This is a genomic window from Pseudomonas extremorientalis, assembly GCF_024584605.1.
In the GTDB taxonomy this organism is placed as follows: domain Bacteria; phylum Pseudomonadota; class Gammaproteobacteria; order Pseudomonadales; family Pseudomonadaceae; genus Aquipseudomonas; species Aquipseudomonas extremorientalis.
In genome coordinates this window covers 1,635,737-1,661,055 of the sequence record NZ_CP089519.1, presented here as the reverse complement: position 1 = coordinate 1,661,055, position 25,319 = coordinate 1,635,737, and the positions used below count along the sequence as shown (strand labels likewise).

Below are 25,319 nucleotides of genomic sequence, written 5' to 3'. Positions count from 1 at the left end.
CTGACTTAACCTTCAAAAAAATTCCCATTAGTGTTATTTCTCTCCATCGCCAAGGACAGAAAAATGGAAAGCTCCAGGTCAACCAACAAATTCTCAAACTATAAAAAAATCATTCAAACCTCCAACCAAGACTGGGAATCGGCCAAAGAAGGACTAACCTGTGAACTTAATGCAATCATCAAAAGCAACAACTGCTTTGTCGACCAATACGGCCGTGAACTTCAACATTTCTGCACCACCTCCTACCTCGGACTTGATTACAACCAGCAAATACTGGATGGCGCTATCGAAGGGATACTCAAAGCCAAGACCCTGCGAGTAGCGAACTCAAAAAATAGATGCAAGCTGGACATGCTCGAACAATATGAAACAGCGCTTTCAACGCTTTTCGACTCAATCTGTCTGAGCACCTTATCTTGCAGCGCGGCCAGCGCTGGATTACTGCCCTTACTTGCCAGCGGAGCGTTTACCAAAAACGTCCCCCCTACGATGATATTCGACAGACATTCTCACTATTCAATGAACTATATGAAGGCCTCCTGCGCGGATGAAACAGAAGTAATAACAGCGCCGCATAATGACATAGACTTCATTGAAGAATCATGTAAGAAACACAAGAAAGTCGCCTACGTAGCCGATGGCATCTACAGCATGGGTGGAAAGGCGGATATTGACGGTTTGATCTACCTTAAATCCCGCTATGGTCTATTTTTATATCTGGACGACTCGCATGCTCTGTCGGCTTTTGGGGAGAAAGGAAAAGGCTTCATCCGCCCTAATTTTCAAACGCTAGACGATCAAACCTTAATCGTTGCAAGATATGACCCATGAAACAATACGTTTATTTTGCTCAAGGCTCCTGAGTCTGATAGAAGAAAATAAACGTGCTCGCTGAATTACACACGTTTCAAAAATGAAGAGCTTCAAACGGCACGATTCATATAACCCGACTTCCGACGATTTGTTCAGAACTCACGCTGGCGGTTTCCTCGTCTTGAAAAATACCACCACCCTTGTCATAGCCTGCAGTGCCGCCTTCCTCGCCCAAGTCGGCATCAGCAGCTACCTGCCCGCCGTCCCCACGATTGCACATGCACTCCCCGCCGCCGAAGACCACGTCGCGCTGGCGCTGGCGATCTACTTGGTCGGCATGGCATTGCCGATGTTGCTGTGGGGCAGCCTGGGCGAACGCTTTGGGCGTAAGCCGGTGCTGTTGGCGGCGCTTTGCGTGTATGCGCTAGCGAGTGCGGCGATTCCCTCGGCGTTCAGCGTTGAAGTCTTCTTGGCGTTGCGGCTGGTTCAAGGGTTGGGGGCAGGCGGTGTTTCGGTGATGGCGCGGGTGTTGGTGCGTGACAGCTTCAGCGGTGCATTGCTGGCAAAAGCGTTGTCATGGCTGGGCATGACTTTCGTGATTGCTTTGGGCATCGGTCAATTCGTTGGGTCGTTGTTGCAGGTGGTCTTCGGCTGGGAGGCGATCTTCTACGGATTGGCGATTGGCGCAGTCGGTTTGATGCTGGTGTTGAACCGGGTGATATTCCCTGCACGGGTAAAGGTCGATACATCGGCATCTGCCTGGCGTATCTACGCCATGATCATGCAGCATCCGCCGTTTCTGCACGCGGCGTTGGTCGGTGGCCTGGGTTATGGGGTGATCATCGCCTTCAACACCTGTGCACCGTTGATTCTGCAAGGGCGTTTCGAGTGGAGCGCGGCGCAATATGGCTGGCTGGGTTGGCCAATCAGCGTGGCGTATCTGGCGGGGGCATTAACGGTCAATCGCTTCGTCGCTCGCACGGGGCGGCTGAAAATGATGGGTTGGGGCATGACCCTGGTTCTAACGGGAACGGCTGTGATGTTGCTGAGCAGTGTGTTTGCTGGCGGAATCGCTGTCTTGCTGTGGCTGCCTTACTGCGTGGCGGTGCTGGGGCAAGCGATGAGTTACCCGATCAGTTTGTCCCTGGCCAACGATGCCTCACCGGTGAGCGACTCCTACGCCATGGCGTTGAGCGGCTTCATGCATCAGTTGATGGCCGCGTTGATCGGCGGCGTGGCGAGCCTGCTGGTGAGTCAACAGGCCTGGCCGTTGGCGGTTTTATGTGTGGTGTTGGCGGGCGCCGCATCGATATGCGTCGCCCGTTCTCGGATGGATTAAAACGCGCTGCGAAAGATCTCCTCGATCTGCCGCTGGTCCGCGCGGCGTGGGTTGGTGAAGCCGCATGCATCCTTCAACGCGTTGCTCGCCAGCAGTGGAATGTCCTGCAGTTTGGCGCCGAGTTCGCGCAACCCCGCCGGGATTTCGACGTCGTGGGCCAGGCTGCGAATCGCGGCGATGGCGGCCTGGGCGCCCTCTTCATCGGTGATGCCCTTGATGTCCGCACCCAACGCTCGGCCGACGTCGCTCAGGCGTTTGGCGCTGACGCTGGCGTTGAAGCTTTGTACGTGGGGCAACAACACCGCGTTGCACACGCCGTGGGGCAGGTCGTAGAAACCGCCCAGTTGGTGGGCCATGGCGTGTACGAAACCCAGGGATGCATTGTTGAACGCCATGCCGGCGAGGAACTGCGCGTAGGCCATGTTTTCCCGTGCGGCCTTGTCGGTGCCGTCGCGAACGGCCAGGCGCAGGTTGGCGCTGATCAGTTCGATGGCCTTGATCGCACAGGCGTCGGTGATCGGTGTGGCGGCGGTGGACACGTAGGCTTCGATGGCGTGGGTCAACGCGTCCATGCCGGTGGCGGCGGTGAGGCCCTTGGGCATGCCGACCATCAGCGCCGGGTCGTTGACCGACAGCAGCGGCGTGACGTTGCGGTCGACAATGGCCATTTTCACGTGGCGGCTTTCGTCGGTGATGATGCAGAAGCGGGTCATCTCGCTGGCGGTGCCGGCGGTGGTGTTGATGGCCACCAGCGGCAGTTGCGGTTTGCTCGATTGGTCGACGCCTTCGTAGTCGCTGATATGCCCGCCGTTGGTGGCGCACAGCGCAATACCCTTGGCGCAGTCGTGGGGCGAGCCGCCGCCCAGGGACACCACGAAATCGCAGGCGCTCTGCTGCAACAGCGCCAGGCCTTTCTCGACGTTGTCCACATTGGGGTTGGGCTTGGCGCCGTCGTAGATCACCGAATCGATGTCCTGCATCGCCAGTTTCTCGGCGATCATGCTGGCTACGCCGGCCTTGGCCAGACCGGCATCGGTGACGATCAACGCCTTGCGAAAACCATAGTTGCGGATGGCGATCATGGCTTCGTCGAGGCAGTCGGTGCCCATGATGTTGACGGCGGGGATGAAGAAGGTGCTGCTCATGGTCAATCCTCAGAGGCTTTATGCCTACAGAATCAACCGATCACGCGTTCTGCATCTTGATCAGGATCAACGCTCGCTCGTGATAAAGTCACCGTCCAGCCGATTTCGAGTAGACCCGCCCCGATGAAGGATTTCCAGGATATAGACGCCCACCTTGAAGACTGGAGCGCACTGCGCGCGAGCCTCGACTTCAGCGGGATTCTGATCGGCAACGGCGCCAGCCGCACGATTTGGGAAGACTTTGCCTACGACTCGCTGTTCGAAAACGCTCGCACCGTCGAAGAAAAACCCCTCGGCCAATCCGAACTCAGCGTGTTCGATGCCCTGCAAACCCGCAGCTTCGAGCAGGCCCTGGGCGCGTTGAAGACCACCAGCCGGGTCAACAAGGCCCTGGCCGTCAGTTCGGCGGCACCGCGCAACCGCTATTACGCGATCAAGGAAGCGTTGATCAATACCATCCACGCCGTGCATATCCCCTGGCGCCTGGTGCAACCGTCGACGCTGGCGACCCTCAACACGGAGTTGCAGCACTACGCGACGGTGTTCACCAGCAACTACGACTTGCTCAACTACTGGGCGACGCTGCACACGCCGGGCATCGACGATCTGTTCCGCAGCGCCGACGCCAGCTTCGACCTGCGCAACACCCGTACCGACGCCACGCGTATTTTGTACCTGCACGGCGGCCTGCACCTGGTGCGCAACCTCGACGGCACCGCGCGCAAACTGCCGACCACCGATAGCACCTTGCTCAGCAGTTTTGCGATCAACAACACCATCAAGACCCTGGACGATGTGCCGCTGTTCGTCAACGAGGGCAAGGTGCAAGAGAAGCTCAAGACCATCCGCAGTTCGGATTACCTGTCGTTCTGTTATGAGCAACTGCTGAACCACCGGGGCGCGCTGTGCATCTTTGGCCACGAGCTGGGGGCGCAGGATCAGCACTTGGTGGATGCGATTCGCCAGGCCGATGTGACAACCCTGGCGATCTCGGTGTCGGGGCGCAGCGATGGGTTTATTCGTCAGCAGAAGCGGCGGTATTCGCAATTGTTCGATGGGGCTGGAGTGGCGCTGAAGTTCTTTGCGGCGCGTACCCATGCATTGGGTAATCCGGCGCTGTCAGTTCCTGTCGAACGCTGATCACTCTTCGCCGCTGTGCACCACCACCAATAGCTGCGCCTGCACCGGCCCCACCGAACGCAACCGATGGGGCTTCTGCGCATTGAAGTGCAATGCATCGCCCCGCTCCAGGATCACCCGTTCATTCATGAAGTCCACCTCTACCTGGCCTTCATGCACGAACAGAAACTCTTCGCCCAGATGCTCCTTGAAGGACTTGTCGGTGAACTCCGCCGGCGGGTAGATGATGAACGGCAGCAGGCTGCGTTCACTGACCTGATGGGCCAGCACCGCATAACCGGGCGAGGTGTCGGGCCGCTCATGGCTGCGCACCAGGCTGTAGCTGTCCAGGCTGACGCTGTCTTCGCTGAACAGTTCCTCGACCTTCACGTTCAATGCCTTGGCCAGTTTCAGCGCGGCGGCAATCGATGGCGTGTTGAGCCCGCGCTCGACCTTGGACAGGTAACTCTTGGTCATCCCGGACTTTTCGGCCAGGGCCTCCAGGGTGACGCCAAGTTTTTTTCTCAATAATTTCAAACGGATAGACATGCGCCGCGGTTAATCCATGCAGTAAGCGATGAGCTGTGCTTGCCAATGACACAAAGTGTCATATAGCATCTTTAGTGTCATTTGCCTTCACCCAACGACCTTGCGAGCAGCGGGAGACAGCAAATCCGACGTCCATTGAACCCTCCAAAGGACACCGACATGGCCAAGACATTAGCACTCCCGAAAGACCAACTGGTCAAGCAAGCGCTGACCCAGATGCAAAACACCCTGGCGGATAATACGTGGACCGACCGGCAAAAGCTGGCGCTCACGTGTCGCATCCTGTTCGAGAACGGCCACGACTCCGGCCTGGCCGGGCAGATCACCGCGCGCGGGCCGGAACAGGGCACCTATTACACCCAGCAACTGGGCCTGGGGTTTGACGAGATCACCGCCAGCAACCTGTTGCTGGTAAACGAGGATCTTGAGGTGCTGGAAGGCCACGGCATTCCCAACCCGGCCAACCGTTTTCACAGCTGGGTGTACCGTGGGCGGCCGGATGTGAACTGCATCATCCACACGCACCCCACGCACATCGCCGCGCTGTCGATGCTGGAAGTCCCGTTGCAGGTGTCCCATATGGACCTCTGCCCGCTGTACGAAGACTGCGCGTTCCTGGAGACCTGGCCGGGTGTGCCGGTGGGCAACGAAGAAGGTGAAATCATCACCACGGCTTTGGGTGACAAACGCGCGATCCTGCTCTCGCACCACGGCCAGTTGTCCACCGGGGCGAGCATCGAGGAAGCCTGTGTGATCGCGCAGTTGATCGAGCGCGCGGCCAAGTTGCAGTTGCTGGCGATGGCGGCCGGCACCATCAAGCCGATCCTGCCGGCGCTGGGGCGCGAGGCCCATGCCTGGATTTCCCGGCCCAAGCGCCATGGCGCCGCGTTCAACTACTACGCCCGGCAGAACCTGCGCCAACACGCCGATTGCCTGAACTGACCTGCCCTTTTTCGACCGGAGACTTTCCATGTCCAGCCCAACCATCCACGGCATCATCGGCTACACCATCACCCCGTTCAGCGCCGACGGCCAACGCATCGACCTCGACGCCCTGGGCCGTTCCATCGACCGCCTGATCGCCAGCGGCGTACACGCCATCGCGCCGTTGGGCAGCACCGGCGAAGGCGCCTACTTGAGCGATGCCGAGTGGGATGAAGTCAGCGCCTACAGCCTGGCCAAGATTGCCCGGCGCGTACCGACCATCGTCAGCGTGTCCGACCTGACCACCGCCAAGGCCGTGCGCCGCGCGCGCTACGCCGAGGCCAATGGCGCCGATGCGGTGATGGTGCTGCCGGCGTCTTACTGGAAGCTCAGCGAAGCGGAAATCCTCGCCCACTACGCCGCGATCGGCGACAGCATCGGCGTGCCGATCATGCTCTACAACAACCCGGCCACCAGTGGCACGGACATGTCGGTGGACTTGATCCTGCGCATCATCAAGCAAGTGGCCAACGTGACCATGGTCAAGGAGAGCACCGGGGATATCCAGCGCATGCACCAGTTGCATCGCCACAGCGACGTGCCGTTCTACAACGGCTGCAACCCGCTGGCGCTGGAGGCCTTCGTGGCGGGCGCCAAGGGTTGGTGTACGGCGGCGCCGAACCTGATCCCACAGCTCAACCTGGACTTGTACGACGCGGTATTGAGCAATGATCTGAACCAGGCCCAGGCGCTGTTTTACCGCCAGTTGCCATTGCTGGAGTTCATCCTCAAGGGCGGGTTACCGGCGACAATCAAGGCCGGGCTGCGGTTGACCGGGCTGGAAGCGGGTGATCCACGGTTGCCGGTGTTCCCATTGGGTGAAACAGCACGCGATCAATTGAGGGCGTTGCTGGACGTCGCCTGAAAAAAAACGCCCCGGTTCTTGCGAGCCGGGGCATTTTGGTTTTTACGACACTTTCAAGTCTTGTCTTTGATCGTGGTCGTCGGGCCATTGGCCTTTACGCTTGCAATGCCATTGTCCCGTGCCGCTGTCGAGGAATACTGCTCGCTGGTACCAATCACTTGGTGATTGGCAGCCTTGAGGTTAAAAAACGGCTGGCCATTGCTGGCCACTTTTTTCTCATAGCGCTCGTCATGCGGGCTGTTGGTCTGCACGGAAGCAATACCGTTTTCGGCTGCGTTGCGGGTGACGTAAAGCTCGCTGGTCAAAATGGTTTCTGCGTTCGCCGCCTTCAACTCGAAACGGAACTGCCCGTTGCTGCTTTTGCTCAACTCATACCATCCAGCCATGACTCTCTCCTTATCAAGTGGGATTTTGTTCACCTGCTTGTAGGATTAAAGGTCATACCCGGCTGATTACCAGCCATGGACTCAGCGACTGTCATTTATCCGAATGACAAATGACAATAGTTCTCGATATCATTCACGACTTTTCCACGTCGTGCTTCGTCAAGAAGGATATCCATGTCTCGTCCCAAGCCCGACCCGTTGTCGGCCGATGCCTTTCGCGGGTTTTATACAGACATCCTGTATTTCCTGCGCAAACGCACCGACAACGCCAGCGACGCGGCGGACATGACCCAGGATGTCTTCACACAGTGGCTGGACTACCGCGACCGGGCCAAGGTCGAGCAGCCACGGGCGTTTCTGTTCCAGATGGCGCGCAACCTGCTGCGTGATCACTGGCGCAAACAGAAGGTACGGCACACCGTCCACTCTGATCAGGCCGAAATGGATGCGGAGCCTGTCACCGACGAGCAAAACGACCCCATGGCCGCCGCGCAACGCTTGCAACGCCTGGAACAGTTGAAAGAAGTCCTCGCCGAACTCTCGCCCCGCAGGCGAGAAGCCCTTATGCTGCACCGCTTCGAAGGCCTGAGCCAGGCGCAGATCGCCGAGCGCATGGGCATTTCGACCAGCATGGTGGAAAAGCACATCGCTTTTGCCCTGCTGCATTGCAAGCGACGCCTTCAACACGAACCCGGCACGGAGCAGCCAGAATGAACCGCCTGAGCGACACTGACGTGCAGGACATCGAAGACAGCGACGCCATCGATGCCCAAGCCGCCAGCTGGTTTGCGCGCAACCGCAATGGCGTGGGGCGTGCCGAGCGAAAAGCCTTTGCCGCCTGGCAGGCCGAGCCGGCCCATGCCCGCGCCTATGCCGAATTCGAGCAACTATGGGCAGACCTGGCCCAATTGCAGCAACTGAACAAACCCATGGCGCTGCCCAAGCGCAAACCGTCGGTGTGGCGCCCTGCCCTGGCCGTGGCCGCCGCGTTGCTGTGCGCGGTGTTGGCTACCCCTATCGGCGCCCCCCGCGAGCTGTATCACACCCAGGTCGCGGCCCATGCCAAAGGCATGCGCACCCTCAACCTGCCCGATGGCAGCACCTTGTATGTGAATGCCAACACCCGCGTACGCGTGGATTTCACCGCGCACCAGCGCATCCTGCACCTGGACAAGGGCCAGCTGTACATCGAAGTGGCCGCCGACAAGGAACGGCCGCTGTTCGTGCAAGCCGGCGAGGCCAATGTGCGCGTGGTCGGTACCGGCTTCGATGTGCGCCGCAGCCAGCAGCAACTGGTGGTCAGCGTCGCCCATGGCCAGGTCGCCTTCGAGCCGGACGCGAAAAGCCCCATCACCCTGCTGGGCGCCCGGCAACGTGCGATCTTCAGCTACGCCAAGGGCACATTGCAGCAGCAGACCCTCGCCCCCGAAGAGATCGCCGACTGGCGCAGTGGTCACCTGGCGTTTCGCAACCGCGAGCTGGCCAGCCTGGTCGATGAGTTGAGCCTGTATCGCCCCCAGGCGCCACTGCAGGTCAGTAACACCGTGGCGCATCTGAAAGTCTCGGGCAATCTGGATGTGAATGATCCCGACGCCCTGCTCAACGCCTTGCCCGCCTTGCTGCCGGTGAAAACGGTGATGTCGACCGACGGCATCGTGAGGATCGAACCGAGCAAATAACCCCAGTGAATTCTTATTTGAGAATATTTTGCATTCGCAGGTGTGGATTTTTTCAGCTGCACCGTCTTCCTCCGGTCTGAGTTCGATACGCACACCTTTTCGGCCAGTTGGCCATACCGGGGGATTTCATGTTTCGCGCGCCTTGCCACGCTTCGCACCTGTTTCTTCGACCGACCCTCATCGCCAGCTGCCTGGTATTGAGCCTCAGTGCCCAGGCCGAGGCATTCACGCTGCCAGCCCAGGCGCTGGCCACATCCCTGAGCCAGGTGGCGCAGCAGGCTCAGATCCAGTTGCTGTTCGACGAAGAGCTGCTCAAGAACGTGCAGGCGCCCGCGCTCAACGGCGACTTTACGCCGGAAGTGGCGATTCGCACCCTGCTGAAAAACGGCGAGTTCACCCTGATCAAGGTTGGCAGCACTTATGTCGTGCGCCCCGATCAGGGCAAGACCACCAACAGCGGCGCAATCCAACTGGACGCCTTGAGCGTGATAGGCACTGGTACCGAGGTCGACTCCAGCACCGTCGGCCGCTCGACCCTGAGCCAGGAAGACATCGACCGCTACCAGTCCAACAACATCCCCAGCCTGCTGCAGACCCTGCCCGGCGTGAGCCAGGGCGGTTCGCTGAAGCCTGGCGGCCAGACCATCAACATCCGTGGTTTTGGCGATGCCGAAGACGTGCCGCTGACCGTCGATGGCGCCACCAAGAGCGGCTTTGAGCGCTATCAACAAGGCACCGTATTCATCGAGCCCGAGCTGATCAAAAGCATTGAGGTGGAGAAAGGCCCCAACTCGCCATTCACTGGCAACGGCGGTTTCGGCGGCACGGTCAACATGACCACCAAGGACGCCCCCGACCTGCTCAAGGACGGCCGCAACAGCGGTGCGATGCTCAAATACGGTTACTCCAGCAACGACCACGAGCAGGTCTACAGCAGCGCCGTGTATGGTCGCACCGACGACGGACGCTTTGATGCCCTGGCTTACCTGACCCAACGCGACGGCGACGACATGAAGGTGGCCGCCAAATTACCCAACGAGAACAACCAATACCCGATCAACCCCCAGCGCCTGCCGAACTCCGCCCAGAACGTCGACGGCAAGCTGTTCAAGGTCAACGCCCACTTCACCGAAGAGCACGCCGTTGGCTTGTCCTACTCGCGTTCACACAGCGACCGTTGGACACCGTTTTCTGCCGCCAGCTATCCCACGCCGCCCACCCAGGCCAATATTGACCGCTATGGCTACGAAGCGGCACTCAAGCGTTTTCTGGCCCACCGCGACACCGTCGACACCACCTGGTCCGGCAAATATGAATACACCCCGCTGGACAACCCGCTGGTGGACCTGACCGTCAAGTACTCCCAGTCCAACACCGACCAGACCGACGAACGCGACGCCACGGCGTTTTTCCAACTGGCCACCGGCGGGCGCAAGATGGACACCGCCTACACCGACAAGAACCTCGACATACGCAACGTCAGCCTGTTTGATACAGGTCCCTTGCAGCATGCCGTCACGGTCGGCGGCCAAATCCGCAAGCACATCCGCGAAACCGAGATGTGGATGCCGGGTACCACGTACAACACCCCACGCTATAACTATGGGCATTTCCAGCCAGGCTTCATGCCCCATGGCAAGGTCGATACCAACAGTTTCTTCGTACAGGATGCCGTCACGCTGGGCGACGTCACCATCACGCCATCGATGCGCTACGACCATGTCCGCAACCGTGGCGAAGCCAACGATGCGCCGTACTACAGCAATCCCGACCCGTCCGTCGGCCACGATTACAGCGACCGCACCTACACCGGCTGGTCGCCGCGCCTGGCGGTGTTCTGGACCGTCAACCCGAACCTGGGGCTATTCGCCAACTGGAGCAAGACCTGGCGTGCGCCGGTGATCGACGAGCAGTACGAAGTTCAAGGCCTGGGCAACCGCACCGCCACCAGCGTCGACCTCGACCCGGAACGCATCACCTCGATCAGCGTGGGCAGCGTCAGCAGCTTCGACAACCTGATCGCCCATGACGACAACCTGCAGCTGCGCACCACCTTCTTCCACAACAAAGTCGAAGACGAGATTTTCAAGGCCACAGGTGTCGGCTGCCAGAACCAGGCCATCAATGGCGGGACCATCTCCACCGCCTGCCCGCCGGGGGCCATGTCCAACTACCGCAACATCGGCGGGCTGACCATCAAGGGCTTCGAGCTCGAATCGTTCTACAACTCCACCTACCTGTTCGGCTCGGTATCGTTCGCTTATGCCAAGGGTGACCACGAAGGTGCGTACACCAACCCGTGGGGCCCGGACGTGGCCGCGCGCGATATTCCGCCGACCAAATGGGTGCTGGTGGTGGGCACCAATATTCCGGCGTGGGATGCCCAGGTCGGCTGGACGGGCCAGTTCATCGGGGCAACCACACGTTTGCCCAGTGATAAATACTCCGGCGGCCCTGGCAGTAGCGTGGGTGATCTGTTCTACGACCAGTACGGCAACAAGCGCTACAACACCCAGGGCCTGTTCGCCAAATGGAAACCCCAACAGGCTTATCTGAAAGGCACCGAGGTGAACTTCACCGTGGACAACCTGTTCAACAACAACTTCCGCCCGGCACTGAGCGGCGACCGCGCCTACACCAAGGGCCGTGATGCCAAGGTCAGCATCACCCGCTTCTTCTGAAAAACTGTACGGATAAATCCGCACTCAGCTGTAGGCCCGCAACCGGCGGGGGATGTGGCTAGATGGGCTTCCCTTGAAGCCCTCTCGTTTTGGTTGCCCCATGAGTTCGCGCGAAAATACCGGCATGGCCCTCGGCCTGCTGGGCGTCATCATCTTCAGCCTGACCCTGCCCTTCACCCGCATCGTGGTGCAGGAAATCCACCCGTTGCTCAACGGCCTGGGCCGAGCGTTGTTTGCGGCGATCCCGGCGGCGGCGCTGTTGCTGTGGCGCCGCGAACGCTGGCCGACCTGGCGCCAGGTGCGCGGGCTGTGCCTGGTGATCGCGGGGGTGATCCTCGGTTTCCCGGTGCTGTCAGCCTGGGCCATGCAGACCTTGCCGGCGTCCCACGGCGCATTGGTCAACGGCCTGCAACCGCTGTGCGTGGCGCTGTATGCGGCGTGGCTGTCCCATGAGCGGCCATCGAAAGCTTTCTGGGCCTGCGCAGCGCTGGGCAGTGGATTGGTGTTGAGTTACGCGCTGATTACCGGCGCCGGTAGCATCCAGGCCGGTGATTTGCTGATGCTCGGTGCGATTGCGGTGGGCGGCCTGGGGTATGCAGAAGGCGGTCGATTGGCCAAGGAAATGGGCGGCTGGCAGGTGATCTGCTGGGCGCTGGTGCTGTCGACGCCGGTGCTGATCGGCCCGGTGTGGTACCTGGCGGCGCAGCATCAAGGCGCGATTTCGATGCGCGCGTGGTGGGCGTTTGGCTATGTGTCGCTGTTCTCGCAGTTCCTGGGGTTCTTTGCCTGGTACGCCGGGTTGGCCATGGGCGGGATTGCGCGGGTCAGCCAGATCCAGCTGTTGCAGATCTTCTTCACCATCGCGTTTTCGGCGCTGTTTTTTGGTGAACACATCGAGCCGATAACCTGGCTGTTTGCGTGTGGGGTAATCGTGACGGTGATGCTGGGGCGCAAGACGGCGGTGCGACCTGCGCCCGTAGCATTGGCCGATCAGGCCAGGTAACCATCCGCGCGCAGCAGGGTTTCCAGGCAGTGTTCGGTGATGTGGTAGAACGCCTTGAGTTGCTGGATCTTCTCCAGCAACTGCGCGTTGTCCAGTGGCTCTGAGCGCTTTACGGCCAGGATCATCTTGTTCTTGTTGGTGTGCTCCAACGAGATGAACTCGAACACCTTGGTCTCATAACCGCAGGCTTCGAGGAACAACGCCCGCAAACTGTCGGTGACCATTTCGGCCTGCTGGCCCAGGTGCAGGCCGTATTGCAGCATCGGCTTGAGCAGCACCGGGCTCTGGATCTGCAGGCGGATCTGCTTGTGGCAGCACGGCGAGCACATGATGATCGACGCGCCGGAACGGATGCCGGTGTGGATCGCGTAGTCGGTGGCAATGTCGCAGGCATGCAGGGCGATCATCACCTCCAGTTCGCTGGGGGCCACGCTGCGCACGTCGCCACACTTGAACACCAGCCCAGGGTGCTCCAGGCGGGCGGCGGCGGTGTTGCACAGGGTCACCATGTCTTCGCGCAATTCAACGCCGGTCACTTCGCCCTCGGCCTTGAGGGTGTTGCGCAGATAGTCGTGGATGGCGAACGTCAGGTAGCCCTTGCCCGAGCCGAAGTCGGCAACGCGCACCGGCTGGTCCAGCTTCAGCGGTGACGAGGTCAGCGCATGGCTGAACACTTCGATGAACTTGTTGATCTGCTTCCATTTGCGCGACATCGACGGGATCAGCGCCTGCCTGGCGTCAGTCACCCCCAGGTCGGCGAGGAACGGCCGGCTCAGGTCAAGGAAGCGGTTTTTCTCGCGGTTATGCTCAGCCGATGGCGCTTCGCGCAGTTGCTGCGGCTTGCTTCTGAACAGCGAGCTTTTGTTCTTCTTGCTGTATTCCAGCTGGGCTTCGTCGGTCAGCGACAGCAGGTGCGCGTTCTTGAACGGGGCCGGCAGCGACTCGGCAATCGCTGCCACACCCTCGGCCACCGGGAAGTTCTTGGTGATATCGCGGGTCTTGTAGCGGTAGACGAAGGACAGGCACGGCTGCTCCTTGACCGTTACCGGCTTGATGATCAGCCGTTGCAACTCGGCTTCATCGCCGACGTACTTGGCCAGCACCAGCTTGATAAAGGCATTCTGCGCGAGGCTTGCGCTCAGCAGTTCGATGAACTGGGCATGATGATCCGGTTGAGCAGTGACAGACATGAACAAAAACGCCTCGGGCAGGGAATGCCGGGCATTTTAGGGGGGATAGCGATTCAGAGCACGGGGTTATTTGATCAGCGGTCATTGGATGGAACACCACAGAACCCAATGTGGGAGGGGCGGTGCGACGGTTCGACTTGCCCCCGATAGCAGTAGATCAGCCAATGAATCGGGTGACTGACACACCGATCGGGGGCAAGTCGAACCGTCGCACCGCCCCTCCCACATTTTTTTGCCCAACACTGAGTTTTATTCGAGTACGACCAGGCGATTGGGCAGTTCATTGCGGGTTTGCGTCACCGGCACATGCACCTTCAACAACTCGCCACAGGCCTCGATGCACGCCACAAACCCCGCCAGCGTCTGCCCTTGCTTCACCTGCTGGGTAAACGCCTTGACGATCCCATCCCAGTTGCTGTCATCCAGGCGACTGGAGATGCCGTCATCCACCAGGATCTCCACGTACCGCTCGGCCTCACTGACAAAAATCAGCACACCGGTGCTGCCCAGGGTGTGATGCAGGTTCTGCTCGAGGAACTGGCGTCGCGCCAGGTTGGAGGCGCGCCAGTGGCGCACCGAACGCGGGATCAACCGTGTCGTCACCTTGGGCAGGCGGAACACCAGGCACAGCACGATGAAGGTCGCCCATTGCGCCAGCAGCAAGGTGTACATGGTCAGGTAGCCCGACAGGTAGTGCACCACTCCCGGCACCACCAACGCGATCAGGCTGGCCCACAGCAGCGGGATGTAGGCGTAGTCATCGGCGCGGGCGGCCAGCACGGTCACCAGCTCCGCGTCGGTGGTCTTTTCCACGCGGGCGATCGCCTCAGCGACTTGGCGCTGCTCGTGTTCAGTCAGTAATGCCATGGTTGTGCTTGCTCTCTCATTATTATCATCACCAGCCGCCTGAAGCCCCGCCACCGCCAAAGCCGCCACCGCCGCCGCGGAAACCACCGCCGCCGCCCCCGCCACCACCGCCGCGTCCGCTGCTGCTGAGAATCGCCAGCAGGATCGCGCCCACCGGCAGGCCCAGGCGATTGCACAGCCACAACACGCCGATCAGCAGGATAAACAGACCGATGGAAAACCCGGGATTATCCTTGGCAAAGTTGGCGTCCGCCACATGGGCCGGCACGGCCAGCGGTTCGCCGCTCACCACCTGCACCATCGCCGCCACACCGTCGCTGATGCCCTGGCTGAAGTTACCGGCCTTGAACTTGGGTGCAATCACCTGGTTGATGATCACCCACGACTGCGCATCGGTGAGCACACCTTCCAGGCCGTAGCCGACTTCGATGCGCAATTTGCGCTCATCGCGGGCGACGATCAACAGCGCGCCGTTGTCCTTGCCCTTTTGGCCGATGCCCCACTGGCGGCCCAGTTGATAACCGAAGTCCTCAATCGGCACGCCCTGCAGGTCGGGCACGGTGACCACCACGATCTGGTCGCCGGACGTCTGCTCCAGCGCCTGCAATTGCTGGGTCAGTTGCGCACGCGTGGCCGGGTCGATCATCTGGGCGTTGTCCACCACCCGCCCGGTCAGCGCCGGGAAAGTCAGCGCCGCCTGGGCCACGCCCATGCAGGCCAGAAGCCACAGCGCCAGGCCTATCCGTAATAAACGCATCGACACCTCAGCGCAGCCTTATTTGAACTTCACTTGCGGCGCTTTATCGGCATCGGCACTGGTGGCTTCAAACGTGGCGCGGACCGGCAAGTCGCTGTACATCACGCTGTGCCACAGGCGGCCAGGGAAGGTGCGGATCTCGGTGTTGTAGGCCTGCACCGCCTGGATGAAATCGCGACGGGCCACGGCGATACGGTTTTCGGTGCCTTCAAGCTGGGATTGCAGGGCCAGGAAGTTCTGGTTGGCCTTAAGGTCCGGGTAGCGCTCGGACACCACCATCAAACGACTGAGCGCGCCGCTCAAGCCGTCCTGGGCTTGCTGGAACTGCTTGAGTTTTTCCGGGTTGTCGAGGGTGCTGGCATCCACCTGGATCGAGGTGGCCTTGGCCCGCGCTTCGATCACGGCGGTGAGGGTGTCCTGCTCATGGGCGGCATAGCCCTTGACCACTTCCACCAGGTTGGGGATCAGGTCGGCGCGGCGTTGGTACTGGTTCTGCACCTGGCCCCAGGCGGCCTTGGCCTGTTCGTCCAGGGTCGGGATGTTGTTGATGCCGCAACCGCTGAGCACCGTACCGATCAATAGCAAAACCGCGGCTTTCAAGCCCCAGCGGTAACCTTGTGCTGCTTGCATGGTGTTTCTCCTGGCGAACCTTGATGGAATTGGGCACCGGTAAGGCATAATCCGCTGCCACGACTGGATTGCATCGAATCAATCAGCTAAAAAGATGCCCACCGCTAATAAGAGTTCCGAAGTGTGCGGCATTTGTCGGTATAACACTCGAACAACAACATTACGTTCACCACATTTTGGCAGAACAGCGCATTTTCGCTGTGCAGTGAGCCGAAAAAGGATATTCATGAAGAAGCTGTGTTTGCTCGGCCTTGTTGCCACGCTGGCCACCCACCCCGCCTGGGCAGAAACAAAGCCTGCTGCGCTCAAGGACAAGGACGCCTTCGTCAGCGACCTGCTCAAGCAGATGACCCTCGATGAAAAGATCGGCCAATTGCGCCTGATCAGCATCGGCCCCGAAATGCCCCGCGAGCTGATCCGCAAGGAAATCGCCGCCGGCCGCATCGGTGGCACGTTCAACTCCATCACTCGCCCGGAAAACCGTCCAATGCAGGACGCGGCCATGCGCAGCCGCTTGAAGATCCCGATGTTTTTCGCCTACGACGTGATCCACGGCCACCGCACCATCTTCCCGATCAGCCTGGCCCTGGCCTCCAGCTGGGACATGGACGCCATCGGCCGCTCCGGGCGCATCGCTGCCCAGGAAGCCGCCGCCGACAGCCTCGACATCACCTTCGCGCCGATGGTCGACATCTCCCGCGACCCGCGCTGGGGGCGTACCTCCGAAGGTTTCGGTGAAGACACCTACCTGGTCTCGCGCATTGCCGAAGTGATGGTCAAGGCCTTTCAGGGCGTCAGCCCCGCGAATGCCGACAGCATCATGGCCAGCGTCAAACACTTCGCCCTGTATGGCGCAGTGGAAGGCGGCCGCGACTACAACGTGGTCGACATGAGCCCGGTCAAGATGTACCAGGACTACCTGCCGCCGTACCACGCGGCGATCAAGGCCGGTTCCGGCGGCGTAATGGTCGCGCTGAACTCGATCAACGGCGTGCCCGCCACCGCCAATACCTGGCTGATGAACGACCTGCTGCGCAAGGACTGGGGCTTCAAGGGCCTGGCCGTGAGCGACCATGGCGCGATCTTCGAACTGATCAAGCACGGCGTGGCCAAGGATGGGCGTGAAGCCGCGAAACTGGCGATCAAGGCCGGCATCGACATGAGCATGAACGACACGCTGTACGGCAAGGAACTGCCCGGCCTGCTCAAGTCCGGCGAGATCGAACAAAGTGACATCGACAACGCCGTGCGCGAAGTGCTCGGCGCCAAGTACGACATGGGCCTGTTCAAGGACCCGTACCTGCGCATCGGCAAGGCCGAGGATGACCCGGCCGACACCTACGCCGAAAGCCGCCTGCACCGCAGCGAGGCCCGCGACATCGCGCGCCGTAGCCTGGTGTTGCTGAAAAACCGGGACAACACCCTGCCGCTGAAAAAATCCGCGACCATCGCCCTGGTCGGTCCGTTGGCCAAGGCGCCGATCGACATGATGGGCAGCTGGGCCGCCGCCGGCAAACCCGAGCAATCGGTGACCCTGCTCGACGGCATGAACGCGGTGATCGGCGAAAAAGGCAAGATCATCTATGCCCGTGGCGCCAACATCACCAACGACAAGGCAGTGGTCGACTACCTGAACTTCCTCAACTTCGATGCGCCGGAAGTGGTCGATGACACCCGACCAGCCCAAGTGATGATTGACGAAGCGGTCAAGGCTGCCAAGGATGCCGATGTGGTGGTGGCCGCCGTGGGCGAGTCCCGTGGCATGTCCCACGAATCCTCCAGCCGCACCGACCTGAACATCCCGCAAAGCCAGCGCGACCTGATCAAAGCCCTCAAAGCCACCGGCAAGCCGCTGGTCCTGGTGCTGATGAACGGTCGCCCGCTGTCGATTCTGGAAGAGAACCAACAGGCCGACGCCATCCTGGAAACCTGGTTCGCCGGCACCGAAGGCGGCAACGCCATCGCCGACGTGCTGTTCGGCGACTACAACCCGTCGGGCAAGCTGCCGATCACCTTCCCGCGTTCGGTGGGGCAGATTCCGACCTACTACAACCACCTAACCATCGGCCGACCATTCACCCCAGGCAAACCGGGCAACTACACTTCGCAGTACTTCGATGACACCACCGGGCCGCTGTTCCCGTTTGGGTATGGCTTGAGCTACACCACATTCGGCCTGTCGGACATGGCGCTGTCGTCCACCACCCTGAACAAGACCGGCAAGCTCGACGCCAGCGTGACGGTGAAGAACACCGGCAAGGTCGATGGCGAAACCGTGGTGCAGCTGTATATCCAGGACGTGGCCGGTTCGATGATCCGCCCGATCAAGGAGCTGAAGAACTTCCAGAAGGTCATGCTCAAGGCGGGCGAAGAGCGCACCTTGCACTTCACCATCACCGAGGAAGACTTGAAGTTCTACAACACCCAGCTCAAGTACGCGGCCGAGCCAGGCGAGTTCAATGTGCAGATCGGGTTGGATTCCCAGGACGTACAACAGCAAACCTTCGAACTGCTGTAAACATGTGGGAGGGGGCTTGCCCCCGATAGCGGTGGTTCAGTCAATATTTTCAGTGACTGACACCCTGCAATCGGGGGCGAGCCCCCTCCCACATTTGCCTCCCAGTGAACTGGCTAGCCGCGTCTATCCAGAAGGTTCACCACCAACCGATCAATCCACCCCCACACCCGCTGCTTCACCCGCCGCCACAACGGCCGCGACTTCCACGCCTCCAGGCTCACCGCCTGGCTCTGGGCAAAATCCCGCTCGAAACTGCCCGCCACCGCCCGCGTCAATTCAGGGTCCAACGCCTCCAGGTTGGCATCCAGGTTGAAGCGCAGGTTCCAGTGGTCGAAGTTGCACGAGCCCACACTGACCCAGTCATCCACCAGCACCATCTTCAGGTGCAGGAAACACGGCTGATACTCAAAAATCTGCACGCCCGAACGCAGTAAACGTGGGTAGTAACGATGCCCGGCATAGCGCACGGACGGGTGATCGGTACGCGGGCCGGTGAGCAGCAAACGCACTTTCACACCCCGCCCCGCCGCCCGGCGCAGAGCACGACGCACGCCCCAGGTCGGCAGGAAGTACGGAGTCGCCAACCAGATACGCGTCTTGCTGCTGTTCAAGGCACGGATCAACGATTGCAAAATGTCCCGGTGTTGGCGGGCATCGGCATAGGCAACACGCCCCAGACCCGGTCCGGTGGCGGGCATCCTGGGCAAGCGTGGCAAGCCGAAATGGGTGGCGGGTTTCCAGGCGCGGCGCGCGTTGTTGGCGTGCCATTGGCGGTCGAACAGGGCTTGCCAGTCGAGCACCAGGGGGCCGCTGATTTGCACCATCACTTCGTGCCAGTCGGCACTGTCGTTGCCCGGCGTCCAGAATTCATCGGTCACGCCGGTGCCGCCGACAAAGGCGATGTCCTGGTCGATCAACAGCAGTTTGCGATGGTCGCGGTACAGGTTGCGCATCCAGCGGCGCCAGCGCAGGCGATTGTAGAAGCGCAGTTCCACACCGGCATCGGTCAAGCGCCTGCGCAGCCCGAGGGTAAACGCCAGGCTGCCGTAATCATCGAACAGGCAGCGCACCTGCACACCGCGTTCGGCGGCCAGCACCAGCGCCTGCACCATGGCTTCGGCGCAGGCGCCGGCTTCCACCAGGTACAACTCCAGCTCGACTTGCCGCTCGGCGCGGGCGATACCCACCAGCATCTGCGGGAAAAAACTCGGCCCGTCGATCAACAACTCGAAACGGTTGGCGCTGCGCCACGGGAACACCGCGCCACTCACGTCAGCGCGCCGTAAAGATCAGCACCGCACCCACCGGCACCGACAGACTGATCGACTTGAGCCCCGCCGCCTTGCGCAGTGCGGCCACACCCGGCGCCAGGTCGAAGTCCTCGGCATGCACCACCAGCGGCTCCAGGGTGACCACCTGGAAACGCCGGTCATCCAGGCGCGTGGCCAGCAGCTCGGCGCTGTAGGTCTGGGTCTTGCCGTGCAGCGTCACGGATAACGGCAGGCGCAATTCAAGCTGCGCGCCGGGGGCCAGGTCGTTGATGGGTTGCAGGTTGATTTGCGCGTTGATCAGCGCCTCGGGGAACGTCTTGATCTCGAACAGCTGATTGCGCATGCGCTCGTCGCGCAGCGGGATGCCGCTGTTGACGGACTCCAGCTCCACCTCAAGCTGCGCCGCGCCCTTGCTGTCGACCTTGCCATGCAACACCAGGAAGCGATGCACTTCGGCGATTTCGGTGTTCTTGGTGGTGACGAACGACAGCCGCGAGGACTCGTTATCCAGGTACCAGTCGGCATGGGCAGGCACGGCAGCGGCGGCCAACAGGGCGAAAGCCAGGGGTTTGATCACAGAAGCGTTGAACATTGCAGACTCGTGGGGCGAAAAACCTGGACGAACCTTAACCGGATCGCGAGGGTTACGCCAATGCGCGCTGCACTTCGCGCACCGTCTCTTCCAGGCTGGCCAGGTGCAGGTTCAACACCCGCTCAACCGGCGCCTGATGCATCGGCCAATGCAGCGCCATGCTCCCAACCAAGCGACCATTGGCGCGCACTGGCAAGGCCACGGCGCGAATCAGAAACGGCAGGCGCACCGGATACTCCCAATACCCCTCGGTGCGCTGGCCGAAGCCCTGATGCTGGGTTTGTTCGCAGGCCTGGTACTGCTCGTCCGCCGCCACCTGGTCGCGGCCCGCCAAACGTTGAACCTCTTCGGCCGGCAATTGGGTCAGGCAGGCCTTGCCCATCGCTGAATGAAACAGGCTGGCGTGCTGGCCGACGATCTGGCAATTGTTCGGGTAGAGCTTGCGCAACACACTGGGAATCGCGCTTTCCATGACCTCCAGGCGCTCGCCATCAAAACAGGACAAATCCACCACCAACCCGGTGCGCTCACTGAGCTCCAGCAGCCAAGGCGCTGCGCTTTCCACCACCTGGCGCTTGAAGCGTTGCTGGGTGTCGCCGAACAAACGTTGGGCACGCAGGCGGTAACGACGATCGCTCAAGCCGCGATAGACCCAACCCTGCTCCTGCAACGTCAGCAACATGCGCGACACTGTGGCCTTGGGCAGACGTGTGAGGTAATGCAACTCCTCCAGCCCCAGGGCCTGGTGCTCGCCCAGCAACTCGACGATTGCCAGTGCGCGCTCGACCGAGCGTACGGTGCCTGTCTCCATGTTCGATCTCCCTGTTGCCGATGGATGATCATTGTTCACAGCAAGATACAGGCCCGGTCGTGGCTCAACCCGTCGGTTCAAGGCACGTCGGCGGTCGACGCTGCACCCATTGCGTCAGCTGTTCATGAGCATAGGCCAATTGCAACACCGCCCGATCCGCCTGGGCCGGGCCGATGATCTGCAGGCCCATGGGCAGGCCCTGGGGGTTGAAGCCCACCGGGACGCTCATGCTCGGCAGCCCCGCCAGGGTCGGGCCGATTACCACTTCCATCCAGCGGTGATAGGTGTCCATCTCACGCCCGCCAACGTGGCGCGGCCAGGGTTGTTGTGCCTCGAAAGGGAACACTTGGGCAGTCGGTAACAGCAGGAAATCGTACTGCTCGAACAGTTTGGCGAGGGCGCGATACCACACGCTGCGGTCGACCGACGCCTGGTACACCTGCTGGGCCGTCAGATTCAGGCCGCCCTCGACTTCCCATTGCGCTTCGGGCTTGAGCAGCGCACGTTTCTGAGGGTTGGCGTAGGCCGCGCCGAGGTTGCCGTGCACCAGCCAGTGGCGATGCACCAACCAACTGCGCCACAGCCGCGCCATGGAAAAGTCCGGCTGACAGCTTTCCACTGTGCACCCCAACGCGATGAAATCATCGAGGGCTGATTCGCACAGGCTCAGCACACCGTCGTCAATCGGCAGGTAGCCGTTGTAATCCCCCAGCCAACCCAGGCGTGCGCCCTTGAAATCACGCTGCAAAGGTTGGCCGAACACCGTCGGATCGTCCTTGGACGACAATGGCACCCGAGGGTCATAACCCGCCTGGATACCCAGCAACCGCGCTACATCCGTCACGCTGCGGCCCATCGGGCCTTCGGTGCCCAACTGTTGCACGAACACTTCAGGCATAGGCCCGTGAGGTACGCGGCCTTGTGACGGACGCAAGCCAAACACATTGTTGAACGCCGCCGGGTTGCGCAGCGAGCCCATCATGTCGCTGCCATCGGCCACCGGCAGCATGCGCAGCGCCAGGGCCACGGCCGCCCCGCCGCTGCTACCGCCGGCTACCAGGCTGGGGTCGTAGGCATTGACAGTGGTGCCGAACAGCGTGTTGTAGGTCTGCGAACCCAGGCCGAACTCCGGCACGTTGCTCTTGCCGACGAGGATCGCGCCACTGGCCCGCACCCGAGCCACGCTGATGGCGTCTTCAGTGGGCACGTGCTCGGCGAACAAGGGCGAACCCAGCGTCGTACGCAAGCCTTTGGTAGCCGCCAGATCCTTGATCGCCTGGGGCATGCCGTGCATCCAGCCACGTGACTGGCCCTGGTCCAACTCGCGATCACGTTCCCGCGCCTCGGCCAACACGTCATCGGCATCGCGCAGCGACACCAGCGTATTCACCCTCGGATTGAAGCGCTGAATCTGCGCCAGATAGGCCTGCATCACCTCTACGCACGACACTTGTCGCGCGTGGATTGCCCGCGACAGTTCGGTGGCATCCCAATCAACAATACTCAAGGCTTCACCTCTTTGGAAAACGGCAGCGGTCGCTTGGCCCGCGGTGCCTCATGCATGCAGTAAGTGCCCAGCAGTGTCAGCACGCAAGCGAACAAGACATAGAAGGAGGGCGCGACGGGCGTGCCCAGCACTTTGGTCAGCCACGTGACGATCAACGGTGCGAAACCGCCGAACACCATGACCGCCACGTTATAGGCGACCGATACACCGGTCGAGCGAACTTCGATGGGAAACTGTTCGGCCAATGCCGTCGGTGCCGGCCCGAAAAAACCACCGATGGCTGTGCACAGCAGCACCTGCATCGCCAGCAGCCGCTCGATGGACGGTGCGGCGGCGACCCACACGTACAGCGGATAAACCATGACGAAGAATGCGAGGGTGAATGCCATCAACACCGGCCGCCGCCCCAGGCGATCCGAGAGCAGCCCGGACAGTGGAATCACCACGGTCATCAGCGCCACCGCAAACATCTGCACCATCAATACCTGGTCCAGTGGCAGACCAAGGCTTTTGTGGGCGAAGGTCGGCATGTTCACCAGCACCACATAGAACGACACCGTCGCACCACAGGCCAGGCCCATGGAGACGAGGATGCTGCGTCTGTGCTCGCGCACCACCTGCACCAGGCTCGGCGCCGGGCCGCTCGCCTGTTTGCGTGCCTCGATGAACGCCTCTGGATCTTCCATGTGCCGACGAATCCACAGGCCCACCGGGCCAATCAGCAAACCGAACACGAAGGGCAAGCGCCACCCCCACAGGTCGAGGGTTTGCGGCGAAAAGAAATGCGTGACCGCCGCCACCATCGCTGCGCCGCCGAACACGGCCAGGCATTGCCCCACCAATTGCCAGGAGCCATATAAGCCCTTGCGATGGGCCGGAGCGCTTTCCACCAGAAACGCTGTTGCGCTCGCGTATTCACCGCCGGTGGCAAACCCTTGAAGCATGCGCGCCACCACGATCAACAACGGCGCGCCCATGCCGATGGCGGCGTAGTTGGGCGCGAACGCGATCAATGCGATGGACACGGTCATCAGCCGGATAATCAACTGCATCGCGGCCTTGCGGCCTTTGCGGTCGGAATAGATCCCCAGCAGGATGCCCCCCACCGGGCGCATGAAAAAGCCCACGCCAAAAGTAGCCAAGGCCATCAACAGCGACGCGTACTCGTCATCCGAAGGAAAAAACTGCCGGGCAATGATGCTCGCCAGAAAGCCGTAGACAATGAAGTCATACCATTCCAGCGCATTACCGATTACGGCCGCCACCACTTGGCGGGTGCGGGACACACCTGGTTTTGCAGTCTGCATGAGGAACACTCCATTCAACCGATCGAGGGAAAGGGTCCAGCGGCAGAAAAAGAAGGTCGTCAGGCAGGCTTGAGCCAGCTCTCGGCCAGCGCGCCCCAATAGGCGGCCCCCGTCAGCAGGATGTCGTCGTTGAAGTCATAGGCGGGGTTATGCACCATCGGCCGCGACACGCCATTGCCGATGAACAGATAGCTGCCGGGGCAGCGTTGCAGCATCCAGGCGAAGTCTTCGCTGCCCATCAGCGTTCGGGTGTTGCCGTCCACCGCATCGGCGCCGAGCAAGGCGACGCCGACCTGGCGAGCGAACTCGGTTTCTTCGGCGTGATTGACCAACACCGGATAGGCCGGGCGGTGTTCGATCTGCGCCGTGCAGCCAAAGCTGGCGGCCTGGGTGTGGATGATGGCGAGCACGCGCTCCAGCATCTGTTCGCGCACCTTGGGGTTGAGCGCGCGCAGGCTCAGACGCAACAGCGCCTCTTGGGGAATCACATTGGCTGCCTGGCCCGCTTGCAGCGCGCCCACCGTGACCACGGCTGCTTCCTGAGTGTCGATATTGCGCGCCACCACCGTCTGCAACGCCATGACCATGCTCGCCGCCGCTACCAACGGGTCCACCGTCAGATGTGGCATGGAGCCATGGCCGCCAACGCCTTCGAGGGTCACCGTGAGCAAGTCCTGCGACGCCATCATCGGCCCGACGCGCAACCCCAGATGCCCCGCCGGCAGCCCCGGCATGTTGTGCATGCCAAACAATCCATCGCAGGGGAAGCGCTCCAGCAAACCATCGGCCAACATGGCTTCGGCACCACCCTGGCCCTCTTCGGCAGGCTGGAAAATCAGGTTCAACGTGCCGTCGAATTGCCGCGTCGCCGCCAGGTAACGCGCGGCGCCAAGCAGCATGGTGGTGTGGCCGTCATGCCCGCAGGCGTGCATGCAACCGGCGTGCTGGCTGGTGTAGGCCGCGCCGGTAGTTTCGATGATGGGCAACGCATCCATGTCAGCGCGAATGCCAAGGGTGCGCGAGCTGCTGCCATTGCGCAGCACGCCCACCACGCCGGTCTTGCCGATGCCGGTGTGCACCTCATAGCCCCATTCCCTCAGGGACTGCGCCACGAGGGCCGAGGTGCGGTTCTCTTCGAAACCGAGTTCAGGATGGGCGTGAATGTCGTGGCGCACGGCGCGCAAGTCGCCGGCAACGTCGCTGAGCCAATCCAGGATGTGCTGGTGTGGGCGCATGGTGATTCTCCTCACAGGCGGGTGTTCCCGTTCTTGTTTGCTGCACATCGCCAGATAACCGCGAAGTGCGC

The 25,319-nt window shown here is 61.2% G+C and carries 22 protein-coding genes and 1 pseudogene; 10 read left to right on the top strand and 13 right to left on the bottom strand.

Going from position 1 to position 25,319, the window contains the following annotated elements; all coding sequences use genetic code 11:
• Positions 1-63: 63 nt before the first annotated feature.
• Positions 64-816: pseudogene (locus LUU92_RS07310) on the top strand (PLP-dependent aminotransferase family protein); the annotation flags it as partial.
• Positions 817-994: 178 nt separating this feature from the next.
• A complete protein-coding gene (locus LUU92_RS07305) occupies positions 995-2,152 on the top strand; it encodes an MFS transporter (protein ID WP_257103357.1) in 1,158 nt (385 codons plus the stop codon).
• Here the strand turns inward: LUU92_RS07305 and yiaY are convergent.
• Entirely contained in the window at positions 2,149-3,297 is a 1,149-nt protein-coding gene (gene yiaY / locus LUU92_RS07300; protein WP_222541159.1) for an L-threonine dehydrogenase, read from the bottom strand. The two genes, LUU92_RS07305 and yiaY, sit on opposite strands and share 4 nt — an antisense overlap.
• Positions 3,298-3,420: 123 nt before the next feature.
• Between yiaY and LUU92_RS07295 the strand changes: the two genes are divergently transcribed.
• Positions 3,421-4,437 (top strand): DUF4917 family protein, encoded by a 1,017-nt coding sequence (locus LUU92_RS07295; protein WP_257103356.1) that lies wholly within the window; start codon positions 3,421-3,423, stop codon positions 4,435-4,437.
• On the opposite strand, the gene LUU92_RS07290 is transcribed toward LUU92_RS07295, so the two are convergent.
• Positions 4,438-4,965 (bottom strand): helix-turn-helix domain-containing protein, encoded by a 528-nt coding sequence (locus LUU92_RS07290; protein WP_257103355.1) that lies wholly within the window; start codon positions 4,963-4,965, stop codon positions 4,438-4,440.
• 159 nt (positions 4,966-5,124) lie between these two features.
• Between LUU92_RS07290 and LUU92_RS07285 the strand changes: the two genes are divergently transcribed.
• Both LUU92_RS07285 and LUU92_RS07280 read left to right on the top strand, forming a co-directional pair.
• The gene (locus tag LUU92_RS07285; RefSeq protein WP_071488901.1) at positions 5,125-5,907 is read left to right on the top strand and encodes an aldolase; all 783 of its coding nucleotides are present in this window, start codon (positions 5,125-5,127) and stop codon (positions 5,905-5,907) included.
• A gap of 28 nt (positions 5,908-5,935) precedes the next feature.
• Positions 5,936-6,814, top strand: coding sequence for a dihydrodipicolinate synthase family protein (locus tag LUU92_RS07280; protein ID WP_257103354.1), 879 nt, complete (start codon positions 5,936-5,938; stop codon positions 6,812-6,814).
• A 53-nt stretch (positions 6,815-6,867) separates the two neighbouring features.
• Here the strand turns inward: LUU92_RS07280 and LUU92_RS07275 are convergent, their stop codons facing one another.
• Positions 6,868-7,200 carry a YegP family protein gene (locus LUU92_RS07275; RefSeq protein WP_071488899.1) on the bottom strand — a complete coding sequence of 111 codons (333 nt, stop codon included), beginning with the start codon at positions 7,198-7,200 and terminating at the stop codon, positions 6,868-6,870.
• Positions 7,201-7,374: 174 nt separating this feature from the next.
• Here LUU92_RS07275 and LUU92_RS07270 point away from each other — a divergent pair, with 174 nt between their 5' ends.
• From LUU92_RS07270 to LUU92_RS07255, 4 genes are all read left to right on the top strand, one after another.
• On the top strand, positions 7,375-7,914 hold the full coding sequence (locus LUU92_RS07270) for an RNA polymerase sigma factor (RefSeq protein ID WP_071488898.1): 540 nt from the start codon (positions 7,375-7,377) through the stop codon (positions 7,912-7,914).
• Positions 7,911-8,879 carry a FecR family protein gene (locus tag LUU92_RS07265; RefSeq protein ID WP_257103353.1) on the top strand — a complete coding sequence of 323 codons (969 nt, stop codon included), beginning with the start codon at positions 7,911-7,913 and terminating at the stop codon, positions 8,877-8,879. Before LUU92_RS07270 ends, LUU92_RS07265 begins: the two co-directional genes overlap by 4 nt.
• Positions 8,880-9,007: 128 nt before the next feature.
• The gene (locus LUU92_RS07260) at positions 9,008-11,560 is read left to right on the top strand and encodes a TonB-dependent receptor (protein WP_257103352.1); all 2,553 of its coding nucleotides are present in this window, start codon (positions 9,008-9,010) and stop codon (positions 11,558-11,560) included.
• A 100-nt stretch (positions 11,561-11,660) separates the two neighbouring features.
• Positions 11,661-12,563: a DMT family transporter gene (locus tag LUU92_RS07255; protein ID WP_071488895.1), complete on the top strand. Its 903-nt coding sequence runs from the start codon at positions 11,661-11,663 to the stop codon at positions 12,561-12,563.
• Here the strand turns inward: LUU92_RS07255 and LUU92_RS07250 are convergent.
• The 4 genes from LUU92_RS07250 to LUU92_RS07230 all read right to left on the bottom strand — a co-directional run bounded on the left by LUU92_RS07250 (position 12,551) and on the right by LUU92_RS07230 (position 16,007).
• Positions 12,551-13,753, bottom strand: coding sequence for a class I SAM-dependent methyltransferase (locus LUU92_RS07250; RefSeq protein WP_257103351.1), 1,203 nt, complete (start codon positions 13,751-13,753; stop codon positions 12,551-12,553). The genes LUU92_RS07255 and LUU92_RS07250 overlap by 13 nt on opposite strands.
• 249 nt (positions 13,754-14,002) lie before the next feature.
• Positions 14,003-14,620: a TPM domain-containing protein gene (locus LUU92_RS07245; protein ID WP_071488893.1), complete on the bottom strand. Its 618-nt coding sequence runs from the start codon at positions 14,618-14,620 to the stop codon at positions 14,003-14,005.
• A gap of 28 nt (positions 14,621-14,648) precedes the next feature.
• Positions 14,649-15,377, bottom strand: a complete 729-nt coding sequence (locus LUU92_RS29005) for a TPM domain-containing protein (protein WP_305431508.1) — start codon at positions 15,375-15,377, stop codon at positions 14,649-14,651.
• Between the two features lie 18 nt (positions 15,378-15,395).
• Positions 15,396-16,007, bottom strand: a complete 612-nt coding sequence (locus LUU92_RS07230; RefSeq protein WP_058425190.1) for a LemA family protein — start codon at positions 16,005-16,007, stop codon at positions 15,396-15,398.
• A gap of 226 nt (positions 16,008-16,233) precedes the next feature.
• On the opposite strand from LUU92_RS07230, the gene bglX reads away from it, so the two are divergent.
• Positions 16,234-18,525, top strand: coding sequence for a beta-glucosidase BglX (gene bglX / locus LUU92_RS07225; RefSeq protein ID WP_071488891.1), 2,292 nt, complete (start codon positions 16,234-16,236; stop codon positions 18,523-18,525).
• Between the two features lie 113 nt (positions 18,526-18,638).
• Here the strand turns inward: bglX and LUU92_RS07220 are convergent, their stop codons facing one another.
• The 6 genes from LUU92_RS07220 to LUU92_RS07195 all read right to left on the bottom strand — a co-directional run bounded on the left by LUU92_RS07220 (position 18,639) and on the right by LUU92_RS07195 (position 25,248).
• Positions 18,639-19,796: a phospholipase D-like domain-containing protein gene (locus LUU92_RS07220; RefSeq protein WP_257103350.1), complete on the bottom strand. Its 1,158-nt coding sequence runs from the start codon at positions 19,794-19,796 to the stop codon at positions 18,639-18,641.
• A gap of 1 nt (position 19,797) precedes the next feature.
• Positions 19,798-20,388, bottom strand: coding sequence for a YceI family protein (locus LUU92_RS07215; RefSeq protein WP_071488889.1), 591 nt, complete (start codon positions 20,386-20,388; stop codon positions 19,798-19,800).
• A gap of 52 nt (positions 20,389-20,440) precedes the next feature.
• Entirely contained in the window at positions 20,441-21,199 is a 759-nt protein-coding gene (locus tag LUU92_RS07210; protein WP_033902706.1) for an IclR family transcriptional regulator, read from the bottom strand.
• A 64-nt stretch (positions 21,200-21,263) separates the two neighbouring features.
• Positions 21,264-22,706: an amidase gene (locus tag LUU92_RS07205; RefSeq protein WP_257103349.1), complete on the bottom strand. Its 1,443-nt coding sequence runs from the start codon at positions 22,704-22,706 to the stop codon at positions 21,264-21,266.
• Positions 22,703-24,013: a citrate-proton symporter gene (locus LUU92_RS07200; RefSeq protein ID WP_222541151.1), complete on the bottom strand. Its 1,311-nt coding sequence runs from the start codon at positions 24,011-24,013 to the stop codon at positions 22,703-22,705. The genes LUU92_RS07205 and LUU92_RS07200 overlap by 4 nt, the downstream gene beginning before the upstream one ends.
• A 59-nt stretch (positions 24,014-24,072) precedes the next feature.
• On the bottom strand, positions 24,073-25,248 hold the full coding sequence (locus LUU92_RS07195) for a M20 aminoacylase family protein (protein WP_071488886.1): 1,176 nt from the start codon (positions 25,246-25,248) through the stop codon (positions 24,073-24,075).
• Between the last annotated feature and the right edge of the window lie 71 nt (positions 25,249-25,319).